Genomic DNA, 14,349 nt, shown 5'->3' with positions numbered 1-14,349 from the left:
TGCGAAGATCGACGCTATGACTATCCCGCTCTCCGTCGACCGGATCTTCGGCGACCGTTCCTTCGCCGAGATCGGTGACCCTGTACTGGCCACCGTCGACGAGCGGCGTGGCCTGCTAGCCGTGGCGGGCAGGTACGAGTTCGGCGGCACTGCACCCGTCGGTGTGTACGGCACGGGTGACCTGGCCTGCTACGCCCTGGTCCGCTCGCATTACCCGGTGCACGCGATGGCTTTCCATCCCACGCTTCCGCTGCTCGCGGTCGGCACCGGCCGCTACGACGGCGGCTACTTCTTCGAAGGCCAGCTGCTCCTGCTGCACCTGGAGACGGGCACGGCCATATCGCTCATCGAGCACGCGCTGGGCCGCCAGGTCCTGGAGTTGGAATGGCTCGACGAACAGGCATTGCGGATGGTGATGGCACCGCCCGACGACTGGGAGGACGAGACCGCACGCGTCGAGGGCCATGTCGTCGTGGTGCGCAGACCGAACTGGACCGCTGTGCCTGCCAAGTCCCTCACCGGTCATGACCTGGCTGGCCCGCGGGTGCCGGCGCCGCGTCCTGACGGCAGCGCAGTTGCCCACCGGCTGGTCGCGGAGCTGAGCACGGACTGGGAATCACGCCGCAATGTCCGTGCGGTCGAGGCACTTTCGGACGGCCAGATCCTGGCCACGCTCGACGGGGTACAGCTGGAATCCTGGCTTCCCTCGGGGGAGCGAGCCTGGATGGTTCCGGACGAGGAGGGCGGGCGCGAGATCGTCGTCGCTACGGACGAAGGATCCGCGTGGGTCGGGCTCATACGCCGCCCCGGCATGCGCGACTCCGTTCCGCAGTCCGTCGTCCGGCTCTCCCTCGCTGACGGGAAACAACTCGACAGCATCGTCCCGTCGTCGTTCGTCTCGCTGGTGCGCTGTGCTGACGGTCGTCCGGCCTTGTCACCGGACGGGCGCAATGGTGCCCGCAGCCGATTTCCCATTCGGGGTGGAATCCGCATCTACTTCCAGTCGACCCTCCAGCCCTCGGGCGAACGGAACCCCTACAAGGGAGAGCGCTGGGTCACGGCCATGGATCTGCAAGGGCCCGCGACCGCGCGACCGGTCGAAGCCCTCGATCCCGCCGTCCAGTGGATGTTCCCGTACTCCTGGGAGCCCGGCGAGACACACTTCGGCGGTCCGGGCATCGAGGCCGCGGACGGAACCTTGGTCCACGCCGGAACCGTGTACCACGGCCATGGGCTTCAGCCCGGCGGGTCGTTCGTCGTCCGGCGCGAGGCGACCGACGGGCGCCCGCGCTGGGTGTTCCGTACCGACCGGAAAGCCACCGCCCTGGACGCCGACGCGGCTACCGTCCACGTCGGGTACGACGATGGAGAGGTGGTCGCGCTCGACCTGGGCGACGGCACCGTGCGCTGGCGGCAGCACCTCACCGTCGGCGGGGTCTCCGCCGTACCGACCGCTCTCACCGTCACAGCCAGCGGCCGGTTCCTCATCGGCACCAGCGACGGCCGCATCCTCGAATGCTCGGCCGCGTAGCGACCTACCTCCACAACGTAGCTGCCGCCGAACTGGAGAAGCGATCACAGGTCAACCTGAGCGCTTCAGCTGAAGCGATTGGGCACAGTCAGCGGCTGGTTGGAAAGTGAGCCAGAACCCCTTGAGATGAACGAAGCCAGAAGTCCCGGACTGCGGTGGACAGGTAGCCGGATCACGTTGCCGGGACCTGGGGCTACCCGACCTCAGCCTCAGCGGCGTGGGAGTGTCGGTCGGCCGAAGGCGGTCTGGCTGGGGTAGACGTCGGAGAATGAGCACTACCGGCAATGGTGAGGTTCCGTCATTCGCTGTGGACTACGCGGCGGTCTTCCGCGCGTTCGCGGGCCCAGCGCTGCTCCTGACCCCCGGTCTGGTCATGGTGGACGCCAACCAGGCTTTCCTGGATACATGCGGCCACCCCCGCGAGGAGCTGGTGGGCTATTCGGTGTTCGACGTGTTCCCGCAGGATCCGCAGGACCCAATGGCCCCGGGCAACCGGCTACGCGCGTCCGTACAACGAGTGCTCGCGACACGAGAGCCGGACACCATGGCGGTGTACCGATACGACCTTCCGGTGCCCGGCCACCGGCCAGAGCGCTCCGAGGAGCGTTACTGGAGCTCCGTCACCGCGCCGGTCCTGGGCCCAGATGGTCGGGTCCTTCTGATCATTTCACAGGTGAAGGATGTCACCGGGCTGGTCCGTGCCCGTGTTGCTCTGCACAACGGCAAGACGCTGAGCGGCGAGGAGACCATGACCGCCGCGCTGCTGGCCCGGTCCCGCGAACTCCAGGAACTCAACGAAAGCCTGCGGCGCGCTCATGAGCGGGAAAGCGAGATCGCGATGAGCTTGCAGCGGGCCATGCTGCCCGACACCGCGCGCGAACGCAGCAACGTTGCGGTGCGCTACCGGCCCGCCACCAGCGCGCTGCACGTCTGCGGGGACTGGTACGACTTCCTCGAGCTCGGCCCCGGCTGGCTCGCGGTCGCCGTCGGGGACGTAGTCGGCCACGGCCTGACCGCCGCCGGCATCATGGGCCAGCTCCGCAGCGCACTGAGCACCGCCATGCACGCCACAGGCCAGCCCGCCCGCGCCCTGAAAGCACTCGCCCACTACGCCGTCACCGTCGAAGGCGCCTTGGCGACCACCGCCGTCCAGACAATCATCGACGAAACCACCCACACCATCACCTACAGTCGCGCCGGCCACCCCCCACCCCTTCTGCTCGACGCCGACAGACATGCCGTCAAAGTCCTTGACCAAGCAGCCGATCCGCCCCTGGGAGCGTTGGACCCTGAAGTGGCCAGGACCCAGACCACACTGTCCTACCAGCCCGGTGCCACCCTCGTGCTCTACACCGACGGACTCATCGAACGCCGCGACCAGGACATCGACACCGGACTGACCCGCCTCATCCAGAACCTCACCCGGCACGGCCACCTCAGCCCCGAACCCCTGGCCGACGCCCTCCTCACCGACCTCCAACCCCATAACGGCGGCCCAGACGACGACATCGCCCTCGTCGTCGTCCAACTCTGAACGCGTGCTCTGGCAGCACCCCCAAATCTCACGCCGCCAAGGCAAACACCGAAACTCGCCACCTCAACCACGCAGCCAACTGAAGCCCTGAGTCACAGGTCCGGGGCTCGCGGGCTGTTCGGGGCGTGGTCTCTACAGGTCGAACTCCAGGTGCCCGATGTCCGTGAAGTGGACCTCCTCCAGGGAGCCGGCGCGGCGGCCGCCGTCCTGGAAGTAGGTCTTCTTGAGGGCTTCGGCGGCGATCTCCCTCAGGCGGTCGTCGCTGGCACCGGCCTCCTGGGCCTCGAAGAGGCGGGCGGCGTGACGCGGTGGCAGGGCGACGGTCAGGTGCCGGATACGGTCCTCATCCGTCCACCCGATCGGCGCGACGTAGCCGAGCCGGGCCCAGGTGTCGATGTCGATGCCGCCAGTGCTCGCCGCCTTCTCCCTGCCTTTCGCCCGGATCTGCGGCTGCCACCGCTTCTTGGCCTCGGTCTCCAGCCGCGCGGCGAGGTCCGGGCGGGGCTTCTTGAACTGGTCCTTCACGTACCGCTCGACGGTGCGCTGGGAGATCCGCAGCATCTGGGCAACCGCCTTGGCGCCCTTGTACTGCTTGACCAGGTACCGCATCTGCGCGCCCGCGCTCTTGGGCGTCGGGAGTGTGAATGCCTTCTGTACCGCCTTGTCGAGGCCGTCCCCGAACGTGCTCATACCCCAAGCAGCCGAAGCACGGCCGGACGAACAGGATGGGGCCGCGCCGATGGGCTATGAGCCACGTCCGGCGTCCACAGGCTGAAGGCGGCCCCGGGGACAGGCACAACGAAGCTCCTGGCAGTCGGCGGGTGGTCTTGGTCGTCACCCCGTCTGCCAGGAGCTTCATCATGCGTACTGCTTGGGCGCCTTACCTTGGAGGCGGCCCCGTGCGTGAGCCGCCTCCTGCGGTCGGCGGGATCAGCAGGGGAAGGTGCCGCTGTAGAGGGCGTGTCCGTAGGAAGAGCTTCCAGAGCCGAGACCGTAGATGCCGTCGTCGCTCCAGACCGCTTCGCGGAAGCCGTTGACGCAGGTCGAGGCCGGCGCGATCGCGAAGCCCTCCAGGTTGTCGGTCGGCATGACGACCGGGTTCGTGTAGGTCACGTCCGGAACGATCGCGCCGCTGGCGTTGATCTTCATGAAGGTGTGCGTCTCACCGCAGGTGTTGTCGCAGCTCGCGATGATGCGCTGGGTTCCGGCGTCGAACGTCACGTCCATCACGGAGGCCTTGCCGGTCGCGATCGTGCCGAACGTGATGAACGTGCCGTCGGAGTTCAAGCCGTAGACGTGCAGCGTGCCGTCCCACTCCAGACCGGCGAAGAACAGACCCGACCCGTGCAGCGGGTAGTTCGCCGGGTTGTAGGCGGCGCCGGTGAGCGGGTCGATCCAGCCGTTCGCGGTCAGCCAGCTGTCCGGCACGTAGCCGACGCCCTCGAAGCCCAGGTTGGCGTCGTCCTTGCTGCCGGTGTTGAGCTGCGGGAACTGCGAGGTCATGTCCCACTGGTGAACCGGCGTCAGGGTCGAACCGGTCGCCGCCGGGTCGAACTCCATGATCGTGTCCTTGGGGACCGTGTTGGTGGTGTTGTCGCGCTCGGAGGTCACGTAGATGTGGCCGTTACCGCCGACCGTCAGACCCTCTGCGTCCGGCTCGCCGGAGCCACCCGCGAAGCGGATCTGCTTGCCGGTCGCGCTCCACGACTGGTCCGGGATCCACTTGCCGTTGCTCTTGACCAGCTTGTACAGCCAGCTTTTGTTCTTGGCGGCCCACAGCACCGACGGGTTCGCCGGGTCGAACGCCAGGCCGCTCAGGTCCCGGCCTTCAGGGCCGGTGGACGTGGTGAACGCGCAGACGTTGTCGGCGATCGTGACGTCCAGCCCGCCCGGCCACGCCAGGGTGCCCGCCGGGGTGGAACCCGTACCAGTGGGCGCCTCGGGGGTGCAGCCGCTGGTGAGCGAGCCGCCGCCACCCAGCAACTGGCCGGTCTGACCACCACCACCGCCACCGCCCGAGCAGGAGTTCGCGCTGCCGAGCGTCGCGGTCGTGGAGGTCTGGAACCAGCCGGTGCCGTTGGCGCAGCGCTCGTCCGACGGCTTGGCGCCATCGGTTGCCCAGGTCACCGAGTCGATGGTGTTGCCGTTGTTGTCGAGGAGGAAGACCGAGTCGTTGTCGCCCAGACCGAGGGTGGAGTTGAACGTGACGTAGCCGCCCGCGGGGATGCTGGTGGCGCTCGGCGAGGAGGACGAGATCGAGACCGGGGAGTGGCTGGTGTCATTGTCGACGTACTTCCACGACCCGATGCTGACCGCGCTCGTACCGCCGTTGTACAGCTCCACGGTGTCTGCGCCGTTCGAGGTGACCTCGTTCATCCGCACCCGGCTCGCCGCCGGTATCGACGACGGGCAGCCCGAGGCGTTCGAGGCGCCGAACGTGGTCGCCGCGGTCGTGGTCACCCACGCCCCGATGCCGTCGCCGCCGCAACGCGCCATCGCCGGCTTCGCCCCGTTGGTGCCCCACTCGACGCGGTCGACCACCGTGCCATTGGACGTGTAGATCACCAGCTTGTCCGAGTCACCGAGCCCCTTGGGCGAGTTGAAGGTGACGAAGCCGCCGGCCGGGATCGTGCTGGAGGACGGGCTGAACGTCTGCGGCGAGAAGCTGTCGTCGGACATCTTCCAGCCGCTGATGCTCACCGCGGTCGAGCCGGTGTTGTACAGCTCCACTGTGTCGTTGTTCGACGAGGTGACCTCGTCGATCCGAACGTTCTGGTAGCCGGCCGGGTCCGCGACAGCCGCAGCCGCAGACTGAGCGGCAAGCACCCCTGTGACGACCAGTCCTGAAAACGTCAAAGCCGTAACACATGCAGAGGCGACGCCGGCACGCAAGTATGAGGTAGGCACGAGGCCAAACTCTGGTGGTACGACCTTGAAACAGCGTGCACTTCAGCTGAATGCCACCTGCCGCCCACCGGAACGCCAGGCGCACATCGTCACCCTGCGGTGCGACGGCACCGCTGAAACCGGTCAAGAACACTGGCCTGGACTACACCGTCCAGCGCAACGGTGCACCGCCATGCCCACACGGCCCTGACGCTCGATACCTTAAGTCCCCCACGCCACCGACAGGGGCATCTGCCTGCGCAGACAGCATTGCCGCGGTCGCTGCCGCGGCTGCCCACGACGCCGCCAACCAGGCCGCCATCGCCGCGAGCATCAAGCTGGACCGTTCCGACGACAGATCGTTCCTCACCGTCGCCGAGCGGTGGACCGGCTACGAGAACGGTGAGGCCAGCCTGTTCCTCGCCCCCCCGGCGTCCAGCTGCACTTCGTGTCCGTCGCCAGCACCTGCGGCGGCAGCGACAGGAAGTTCACCCTGCTGATCGCTGAGCAGAACGCACCGGTCACCATCACCAGCCTCGCCCAGCTCCACCAGCACCTCACCGCCCGCGAGGCCGGCCTCCCGGTCGGCCGACAGGCCGACACCAAGGCCGACAACAAGGCGCTCGCCACGCTCTGACGGACCGCCCGTTTTGCCCCGGCCCCCGCGGACGGGGCTGGAGCGCATCCGCGCCTCGGTCGGCTTCCCCTCAAGTTCTTGTGTTCAGACTCTTCGTCTTGATCGAAGGGCTCTGAGACGCGGCGAGACCGCCGCAGCATGACGCTGCGGCGGCCTCGTTCGTTGCTGGTTCTCACTCAGCTCGAACGAGCAACGACCTGTCCGACAGCGGAGAAGCGCCTTTCGCACTGTGGGCAGGTTGCCTCGCCGAAGGCATAGGTCAAGGCGTGCGCCACATCCTCGTGGCCGTCCGTCAGAGCCAGCTCGTAGAGACGGCGGCCAAGGCCGTCGAGGGCGCCGGGAGCGGCCGGATGAAGAGGGAGGGTTTCGATATCGTCGGAGAGGGCGTAGTCCTCCGACGTGCTGAAGAAGCCCCGCTCACCAATGACCACCCATACCGCCGCGCAGCCGTCTGGATCGGGGCACTCGAGCTCGTACTCCTCACTGACGATGCCCCAGATCAGGTCCTCTGCCCAGTGGATTTCGCCCTCCAGGTTCAGAACCGCCTCAAGCAGGTGGCAGTAGTCTTTCCGGTCTGCGGTGGCCTGCCGCCACCGGTTCGCAGCGGCCAGCAGGCGTACGACTTCGGGTGTGTGCTGGTCTCGTAGCTTCCGGGTCTCGTATCGCTGGTCGGCCTGAACCAGGAGGGCACCGGCCAGGTGGAGAGCTGCAGCCGCCGTGTCGGCGTCATCGCCCTCAGCCATGTTCATCAGCGCAGGCAGTACCAGCGGATGGGACACGTCGAGGGAGCCGTTGTGATAGAGCTCCGTCCATAGGTCGCTCCAGACCTGACTGTCCCGACCGGTGGCGGCACGGTCCAGCAAGGTGGTCAGGCGGCCGGAATCGGCGTCGTGTGCACGGGGAACCGGGAAACTACTCGTCATCTCGGCATCCAAGCAGACTCCTGAAATCCCCGTTCTACGCCCGTCGCGGCCGGAAACCTAACCGAATGCCTACTGGAACCACTGCACGCCGTGATCGATGGGGCAACGGCTTCTCAGGCGGTAGGTGGGCGGAACGGAATGACATTCGCGGCGGCCGGTGTAGGCCGCGGTGGGCCACCACCGCCGACGGCCGCAAGGCGTGCCTGCACCACGCCGGTTCTCTCGGGCTTGAGGGTCGCCTGAGCTCGGAGGGCGTCAGGTCCCGCAGCGTCTGCCGCAGCCACAGGCACTGGAGGAAGCCACGGGGCGTCAGGCCGACAACGTCCCGGGACAGGGCATGCGCGGCCGGCCCGGTCCACGGACGGGGGTTCTCGTAGAAGCCGGTGCATATTGGTGGCGTTCTCGATGGATTCGGCGACAACCTGGTCCTGGACCCGCGGGCCGGCGTACACATCGCCGTACTGGCCGCTGCTGCCCGGTCCAACACTGGGCAGAAGATCAGACGGCGGGCGCCGGTAGTGCGGGGGATACGGCGGGGTGAGGGGTGACTGTCGAGCCACAAGCGGATCGACTGGGCGATGCCCTGATTGAAGGCAATGCCGCGTCACAGTGACCGTTCCCCGAAGCTTTCTCAAAGCTCCCATTTCGGACTGACGCCCTTTGGCCTGCTGTCCCGTCTCATGGCACCTTGCCTCCGTCTCGCCTGACCTTGTTCGGTTCGCACGCCAGAGACAACGTCACGTGAGACGGGCTCAGGAATGAGCCTGGCGGGCGCCCGCCTGGCTGCGATAACACGCTGCTAGATTCGCTCGCCATGCGATCACGTGAGTACGACCTCGACTTCCGCGACAGGGCCGGGCGGATACGCGCCTGGGGTATCGGTCTCTTGGCTGTGGCGGCGCTCCAGTGGACATGGTGTGCCCTGTTGCTGCTCACGCCATACGAGGTCGATGAGAAGCCCGGCGACCGTTACCCCGCGGAGTGCGAGTCACGGTTGTTGACCGAACGTGGTACGGCCAACGACGGCCTGCAAAGGGGTGATTGGTGTCAGGACGAGCGCGACTGGCCTGAAGCCCTGGCAGTGCTCGGGCTGTCCGTGCCGGTGTCGGTCGCTGGTGTGGCGCTCTTCACGAGCGGCAGTGTGAGCAGGCGGATGAGCGCCCACGCGGAGGCGATGCGCGAGCTGGACAAGCTCGCCGACGCACGGAACGCGTAGCCTGCCGGGTTGGCCGGCCGTCAGTTCGGGGCATCGGCCGGAGCATCCAGGAAGTGCCACGGGAGCGTGAGACGGAGCCTTGCGCCGTCACCGTGAGACAGCAAAGAAGCCGCCGGCCGGCGAGTCGACCTCTGCCGTAGGCGGGTAGACCCCACAGTGGCTCGCGCCCTGGTCGGCGACGGCCACCGCCCTGCGGGCAAGCCGCTGCGCGCCGCGCAGGAAGAAGCGGGGGTCCCGCCGGGGTTCTGGACGGGCCGGGGCCTGGCTACGGTCGGTCTTGTGGCCGGGGACGTGGTGACCGAGCGGCAGGCCGAACTGCTCCTGGGGGAGGGCCGGCACCCGGACGCCGACCGGATTGAGCGCGAGCGCCTGGAGGCGGGCGACGATCCGGCGAAGGCGCGGCGGGCGACCGTGCTGGGCAGGCCCATCGAGCACAACAAGTTGAAGAAGACCGAGAAGGCGAAGGAACGGTCGCCCTGGCTGGCCATGGATCTGGTGTCCGGGCGCCGTCCACGGCGCAGGCTGAGGCTGCTGCTCGTTCTCGACGACGTGGGAAGCGCCGCGCAGGTGCGGCCACTGCTGCCTGCCGGTCCGGGCAGCCACGTGCTGATGGCGGGACGGCGCAGGCTGACCGGACTGGACGCGGACCGGCCCAAGGCCGGCACACAGCCAGTGGTGAACGCGGCCCGAAGGGCGTCGGGGCCCTCAGCGCGAGCGTGATCAGCATCCATGCCCGCATTGCTACTGCTGGTGTCTGCTCGCTCATGGGGCGTGCATCGGGTGCAGCACCGGAGCTCTGCCGGTGATGTGCTGCTCCCACCTGTGTAGCCAGTCAGTGCGCTCGGGAGCGCCCGGCTGTGGTGTGGGGCACGCCGAGGCGTTCGAGTAGCAGTCCTTCTCGGGTGGACCAGGGGCAGATCTCGACGTTCTTGGCCCCGCAGGCTTCCATGAGGGCTTGTGCGATCAAGGCTCCGGCCAGGGACTGTTCGGCGCGGTGCCGGGAGATGCCCGGCAGCTTGGACCGGTGGGACGGTCCCGCGGCGGCCAGCAGGGAGACTGACGTGCGTAGTTGGGGTAGCGCGAGCTGCCGTGCGGCTTGCGGTGTCTTGCGCTGAGCGGCGGCGAGCCGGGCGAGCTGTTCGAAGGTCTTGGAGCAGGCCAGCACCCGCCCGCCCGGTTCGGCCTGGGGCAGGCCGGGGACGGCTTCCAGGGACTGGCGGAGGTGCTGCCGGACCTCGGCCAGTCGGTGTGGGGATGGTGCGGTGCCGCCGGGAAGCCAGTCCCGGGTGATCCTGCGGGCGCCCAGCGGCAGCGAGTAGACGACGCGGGGCCGGTCTCCGGTGCCGGAGGCGATCTCTACGGTACCGCCGCCGATATCCAGGATCAGCAGCTGCCCGGCCATCGAGCCTGCCCACTGGCGGGCGGCCACGTAGGCCAGCCGCGCTTCCTCCTTGCCGGTCAGCACGCGAAGGCGGGTGCCGGTGGTGCGTGCCACCCGTGCGATGATCTCGTCGCGGTTGGGCGCGTCCCGGATGACGGAGGTCGCGAACGCGAACACTTCCGGCCCGCGCAGACGCGGGTCAGCGGCGACGGCCTCGGCCACTGCCCGTTCGACGCTCTTCACGCCGGCCTTGTCCAGCCGTCCCTTGCGGTCGAGGGTCTCGTGCAGTCTCAGCCGCACCTTGCGGGAGAACACCGGCTCCAGCACCGTCCCCGGGCGCCGTCGCACCACCGTCAGCAATGCACTGTGGCACCCGACATCGAGCACACCTGCCTGCCGCATCCCATCGCCTCCCCGGCCCCGCCCTCGACCGGACCGGCTCCTTCCCCGATCCTCCGACAGCCCCGACGACGGCGCGACGGGATTCCAGCCCACCGCGTGAGCATAACGTCACCATCCGTGCCCCCTCCGCCCCGGCCCACAGGGGTAGAGCTGCGCCGACGGACGGGTGGTGTCGGCAGCCTCGCTCGGGTGATGGTGGCCAACGAAAGGACGAGGCTGGCCGTGCTGTGAGGGAACAGTGCCTCGGGGAAGTCGTCCGTCGCGGCCGGCCTCCGCGACCGTTTTGGCCGCGGTCTGGCGCTCGTGGGTCAGGACCACCTCCGCCGGATCGTTTTGCGTCAGCGGGACCGGGCCGGTGCGGCGGACATCGGCCTGATCGACCTGACGGTCCGCTACGCGCTGGACGCGGGGTACCACGTTGTTCTCGAAGGGATCCTGTACGCCGGCCACTACGGCGCCATGCTTGCCCAGTTGCGCGCCGACCACCTCGGCCCGAACCGCGGCTACTACCTTCACGTGCCGTTCGCGGAGACCCTTGCCCGGCACGCGACCAAGTTGATCGTGAACGATGCCGGGGAGGAGGCGTTGCGCGACTGGTACCGGGAACGTGATGTGTTGCCCGGGTGCGTTGAAACCGTCATCGGGGCGGACAGTTCCCTGTCCGAGACCGTCGACCGGATCATGCGCGACACTGGCCTGGCCGGCCTACCCGCACTGAAGAACTGACTGAATGAAACCCCGGGCAGCGGCGCAGGTTCGCCCTACGCCCTGCAGGTGATGTCTCCCTACCGCGCCTCGGGTCAGGCACATCGTCGCCGAGTTGAATGCCATTGTGTCGCCCTCCCGTGACTGGGTCTTGGCACGCCAGGTGGTGGTGCGTCGTCTGCTCGCTCTGGATGAGTCCGGCAAGCTGGCGTCTGTGCATGTGCGGATCGCCGCCGGTACGGCGGGGGTCTGTGTACGTATGGTGTGGCGCTGGCTGGCCGTGGCCCGTGCGTCGGGGTGTGCTGAGACGACGTTGCTGCGGCGTGGTGGTTTCGCGTTCACCAACGAGTTATGGGCCCAGCTGTCTGACCTGGGCGGGAACGTAGCGGCGCTCCACCGGTAGCTGCATGTTCCTTACGTGGCGCCTGCTATGTCGGAAATCGAACTTGGTCGCGGTGGTGGTTTCCCTGTCTGGGGGAGGGCGTTGGCGTGAACTCGATTCCCTGCTCGTGCGGACAGGGATTGACGGGGCCGTGAGAGTCGCCCGGAGATGTGAGACGAATGGAGCCCGATGTGACAGCGCCTTCCCAGACGGGGGGTCGGCAGGGTCCGGCTGAGGATGCGGTCCTGGTGCTGGAATCGCGAGGTGATCCGCAGCAGTTTGCCGAACTGTATGACCGGTATGCGCCGGACATCCACCGCTACGTTGCCAGGCGTCTGGGGGACTGGCTGGCGGATGACGTGACGGCGGAGACCTTCCTGGTCGCGTTTCGTCGGCGGTATCGCTTCGACCCGGCCCGGGGGAGTGTTCGGCCGTGGCTGTACGGGATCGCCAGCAATCTGATCGCCGGGCACCGGCGATCAGAGGTGATGCAGTACCGGGTGCTGGCCAGGACCGCCGTAGACCCGGTGGTTGTGGACTACCACGACAGCACGGACAGCCGGGTCGCCGCCGCGGCAGTTAGCCGCCAGCTCGCCGACGCGCTCGCTCATCTCTCCAGAGGTGACCGGGATGTGCTGCTGCTGATCGCGTGGGAGTCCTTGTCCTACGACGAAGTGGCCCAGGCGCTGGGCATCCCTATCGGGACGGTCCGCTCCCGGTTGAACCGCGCGCGCAAGAAGGCACGGAAAGCACTCGGTGGCTTTGACCCCACCACGGCATGCGAGGAGTTCACCCGTGGATGAAATGACACTGCTGCGGCGGATGCGTGCCGAAATGCCCCGCCCGGACAGGGGCCGGCTGGTGACAGGCCGGGAACGGCTGCTGACAGCGATCAGTCAGGAAGCAGCCGAGCATCGCGCTCCTTCGATCCGGCAGCCTTCCGAAAGGAATGACATGACCTTCAACAAAGAGCGAGACGCCGACGCGTCACCGCTCACCGAAGGCGCCCGCCTCCGCTCCCGTACTCGTCGCCGACCGGTGCTGCGCATGGCTCTGGCAGCCGCCGCTGCCGTCGCCGTCGCTGCTACCGGGGTGAGCGTTCTCGACGACAGCGCCCCGGGCACTGTCGCATCGCCGGCCGTTGACTCGCCCCGCATGCAGCCGGTCAACGCAGCAACCGTGCTCAATGCCGCTGCCGTCCGTGAGCGTGAACATGAGAAGGCCGTTGCCCCGCGCGGCGATCAGTTCATCTACACGAAAGAGACCGTGAAGGAGACAGAGCGCAAGTCCGGCACGACTAAGTCCTATGTGGACGAGAACTGGAAGTCGGTGAACGGCTCCCAGCGCTCGTGGGTCATGGAGCTCGGCAAGGGCTGGTGGGCTCCGCCGGCAAAGCACCATGGAGAAGTCTGGCCGCCGGCGGACTGGGGCTCCCTCGCAAAGCTGCCCACCGATCCGGAAAAGCTGATCCTTGCCGTGCGGATGCCGGACGGCCCGCCCAAGACACAGCCGAAGTCGGTTGCCGAAATCAAGAGGGAGGAATGGCCGAGCATCCACTTCGCGCTGGCCGGTCTGCTCTACCGGACACCGGTAATGCCCGAGGGGCTGCGGCCTGCCGCCTTCGAGGCACTCGCCATGATCCCAGGCATTACTGCCACCCCCGGCGTGAAGGACGCCAAGGGGCGGGCTGGTATCGCGGTCTCCTACAAGGATGACAGCCAGGAATGGACCTGGGGCACGGTATTCATCTTCGCCAAGGACACGCATGAGTTCCTCGGCTTCAAGAGCACCCGAACCTCCGACAGCGGCGGCGGGAAGACCTACGACCAGCTCTCCTCCCTCGACAGCTACGCCGTCGTGGACAAGGTCAAGCAGCGCCCGTAGTCATAGCCGCTGGTCGAGGTGCCGGGAGACGGCGCCTCGACCAGCGGCGCGAGTACCCACGGCAATTCGCCGCGTGCGGCCACTGGGCGCACGCCGACACGGTGGGCGCACTGATGGTTCTACGGGCCGGGCTGGCCCGTAGCGAAGCCGCACCGACATAGCGAGAAGCTACTTTGTTTGCGGCGTGGAGGAGTCATCTCCCATTTCGGAGTGGTGATGGCCTGGCTGCACGCGGTCGAGGGGCCATGGGAAACGCCAGAGTGCTCAGCGGAGGCGAGCAGGGTTCGCGCGTGGCGGGTGCCTGGGGGTGATGGACGCGGTGTCGATGTTCCAGCTGGCGAGCATGCGCAGGGCGTCTTCGGAGGGTGATCCGGGTTTGACGGTATAGATGCCGAGGGTCTGGTCAGGATCGCCTATGGGGGTGAAGGCCTCGTAGCCGAGGGTGAGTTCACCGACCAGGGGGTGGTGACCGCCCAGGATGCCGAACTGCTGGTTCTGCGGCACGAGAACGCGGTGCTGCGACGACAGCTCAGCGGTCCGGTCCGGTCCGCTACGAGCCCGCAGACCGGTTTTGGCTGGCCGCGTTGTCGTCGCTGATACCGCGCTGCCGCTGGAGCGGTGTCTTCCCGGTCACGCCGGGGACGCTGCTGGCCTGGCACCGCGGGCTGATCGTCGGCAAGTGGGACTACTTCGACAGGCGCCGACGCATCGGGCGCCCTTCCACGGCCGCCGCGCTCAAGAAGCTGGTTCTGCGTCTGGCGCAGGAGAACCCGCGGTGGGGCCACCGGCGGATCCAGGGTGAACTGGCCCGGCTGGGGCATCCGATCGCGCCGTCCACGGTGTGGGAGATCCTGCACGCGGCCGGCAT

General features: G+C 67.8%; 11 protein-coding genes and 3 pseudogenes. 9 read left to right on the top strand and 5 right to left on the bottom strand.

All coding sequences use genetic code 11. The features are described from left to right. Positions 1-16 precede the first annotated feature (16 nt). On the top strand, positions 17-1,531 hold the full coding sequence (locus ACWCP8_RS32295; protein ID WP_451119736.1) for an outer membrane protein assembly factor BamB family protein: 1,515 nt from the start codon (positions 17-19) through the stop codon (positions 1,529-1,531). Between the two features lie 268 nt (positions 1,532-1,799). Continuing rightward, a complete protein-coding gene (locus ACWCP8_RS32290) occupies positions 1,800-3,065 on the top strand; it encodes a PP2C family protein-serine/threonine phosphatase (RefSeq protein WP_451119734.1) in 1,266 nt (421 codons plus the stop codon). Positions 3,066-3,197: 132 nt separating this feature from the next. Here ACWCP8_RS32290 and tpg read toward each other — a convergent pair whose 3' ends face one another. Further along, entirely contained in the window at positions 3,198-3,755 is a 558-nt protein-coding gene (gene tpg, locus ACWCP8_RS32285) for a telomere-protecting terminal protein Tpg (RefSeq protein ID WP_451119732.1), read from the bottom strand. Between the two features lie 240 nt (positions 3,756-3,995). After that, on the bottom strand, positions 3,996-5,921 hold the full coding sequence (locus ACWCP8_RS32280; RefSeq protein ID WP_451119730.1) for a lamin tail domain-containing protein: 1,926 nt from the start codon (positions 5,919-5,921) through the stop codon (positions 3,996-3,998). A gap of 478 nt (positions 5,922-6,399) precedes the next feature. On the opposite strand from ACWCP8_RS32280, the gene ACWCP8_RS32275 reads away from it, so the two are divergent. Continuing rightward, entirely contained in the window at positions 6,400-6,588 is a 189-nt protein-coding gene (locus tag ACWCP8_RS32275; RefSeq protein ID WP_356006049.1) for a hypothetical protein, read from the top strand. Between the two features lie 176 nt (positions 6,589-6,764). Here the strand turns inward: ACWCP8_RS32275 and ACWCP8_RS32270 are convergent, their stop codons facing one another. Continuing rightward, entirely contained in the window at positions 6,765-7,523 is a 759-nt protein-coding gene (locus tag ACWCP8_RS32270) for a hypothetical protein (protein ID WP_352271608.1), read from the bottom strand. A gap of 802 nt (positions 7,524-8,325) precedes the next feature. Between ACWCP8_RS32270 and ACWCP8_RS32265 the strand changes: the two genes are divergently transcribed. Together ACWCP8_RS32265 and ACWCP8_RS32260 are read left to right on the top strand one after the other, a co-directional pair. After that, on the top strand, positions 8,326-8,727 hold the full coding sequence (locus ACWCP8_RS32265; protein WP_352271610.1) for a hypothetical protein: 402 nt from the start codon (positions 8,326-8,328) through the stop codon (positions 8,725-8,727). Positions 8,728-8,895: 168 nt separating this feature from the next. Further along, positions 8,896-9,245: pseudogene (locus ACWCP8_RS32260) on the top strand (relaxase domain-containing protein); the annotation flags it as partial. 314 nt (positions 9,246-9,559) lie between these two features. On the opposite strand, the gene ACWCP8_RS32255 reads toward ACWCP8_RS32260, so the two are convergent. After that, positions 9,560-10,510 carry a Ppx/GppA phosphatase family protein gene (locus ACWCP8_RS32255; RefSeq protein WP_451119727.1) on the bottom strand — a complete coding sequence of 317 codons (951 nt, stop codon included), beginning with the start codon at positions 10,508-10,510 and terminating at the stop codon, positions 9,560-9,562. A 192-nt stretch (positions 10,511-10,702) separates the two neighbouring features. On the opposite strand from ACWCP8_RS32255, the pseudogene ACWCP8_RS32250 reads away from it, so the two are divergent. From ACWCP8_RS32250 to ACWCP8_RS32240, 3 genes and pseudogenes are all read left to right on the top strand, one after another. Further along, a pseudogene (locus tag ACWCP8_RS32250) lies at positions 10,703-11,236 on the top strand (kinase). Between the two features lie 540 nt (positions 11,237-11,776). Continuing rightward, entirely contained in the window at positions 11,777-12,400 is a 624-nt protein-coding gene (locus tag ACWCP8_RS32245; protein WP_451119725.1) for an RNA polymerase sigma factor, read from the top strand. Position 12,401: 1 nt separating this feature from the next. Further along, positions 12,402-13,481: a CU044_5270 family protein gene (locus ACWCP8_RS32240; RefSeq protein ID WP_451119820.1), complete on the top strand. Its 1,080-nt coding sequence runs from the start codon at positions 12,402-12,404 to the stop codon at positions 13,479-13,481. A gap of 264 nt (positions 13,482-13,745) precedes the next feature. On the opposite strand, the gene ACWCP8_RS32235 is transcribed toward ACWCP8_RS32240, so the two are convergent. Then, positions 13,746-13,985, bottom strand: a complete 240-nt coding sequence (locus ACWCP8_RS32235; protein WP_451119723.1) for an MmyB family transcriptional regulator — start codon at positions 13,983-13,985, stop codon at positions 13,746-13,748. Here ACWCP8_RS32235 and ACWCP8_RS32230 point away from each other — a divergent pair. Continuing rightward, positions 13,950-14,349: pseudogene (locus ACWCP8_RS32230) on the top strand (helix-turn-helix domain-containing protein); the annotation flags it as partial. The gene ACWCP8_RS32235 and the pseudogene ACWCP8_RS32230 overlap by 36 nt on opposite strands.

Source organism: Streptomyces sp. NPDC002206, assembly GCF_053593595.1.
This window is presented reverse-complemented; position numbering and strand designations above follow the sequence as displayed.

Excerpts from the sequence above, each read along its gene's own strand:
- ACWCP8_RS32295 (WP_451119736.1), top strand. The coding sequence starts at position 17 with ATGACTATCCCGCTCTCCGTCGACCGGATCTTCGGCGACCGTTCCTTC.
- ACWCP8_RS32290 (WP_451119734.1), top strand. The coding sequence starts at position 1,800 with ATGAGCACTACCGGCAATGGTGAGGTTCCGTCATTCGCTGTGGACTAC.
- tpg (WP_451119732.1), bottom strand. The coding sequence starts at position 3,755 with ATGAGCACGTTCGGGGACGGCCTCGACAAGGCGGTACAGAAGGCATTC.
- ACWCP8_RS32265 (WP_352271610.1), top strand. The coding sequence starts at position 8,326 with ATGCGATCACGTGAGTACGACCTCGACTTCCGCGACAGGGCCGGGCGG.
- ACWCP8_RS32255 (WP_451119727.1), bottom strand. The coding sequence starts at position 10,510 with ATGCGGCAGGCAGGTGTGCTCGATGTCGGGTGCCACAGTGCATTGCTG.
- ACWCP8_RS32245 (WP_451119725.1), top strand. The coding sequence starts at position 11,777 with ATGGAGCCCGATGTGACAGCGCCTTCCCAGACGGGGGGTCGGCAGGGT.
- ACWCP8_RS32240 (WP_451119820.1), top strand. The coding sequence starts at position 12,402 with ATGACACTGCTGCGGCGGATGCGTGCCGAAATGCCCCGCCCGGACAGG.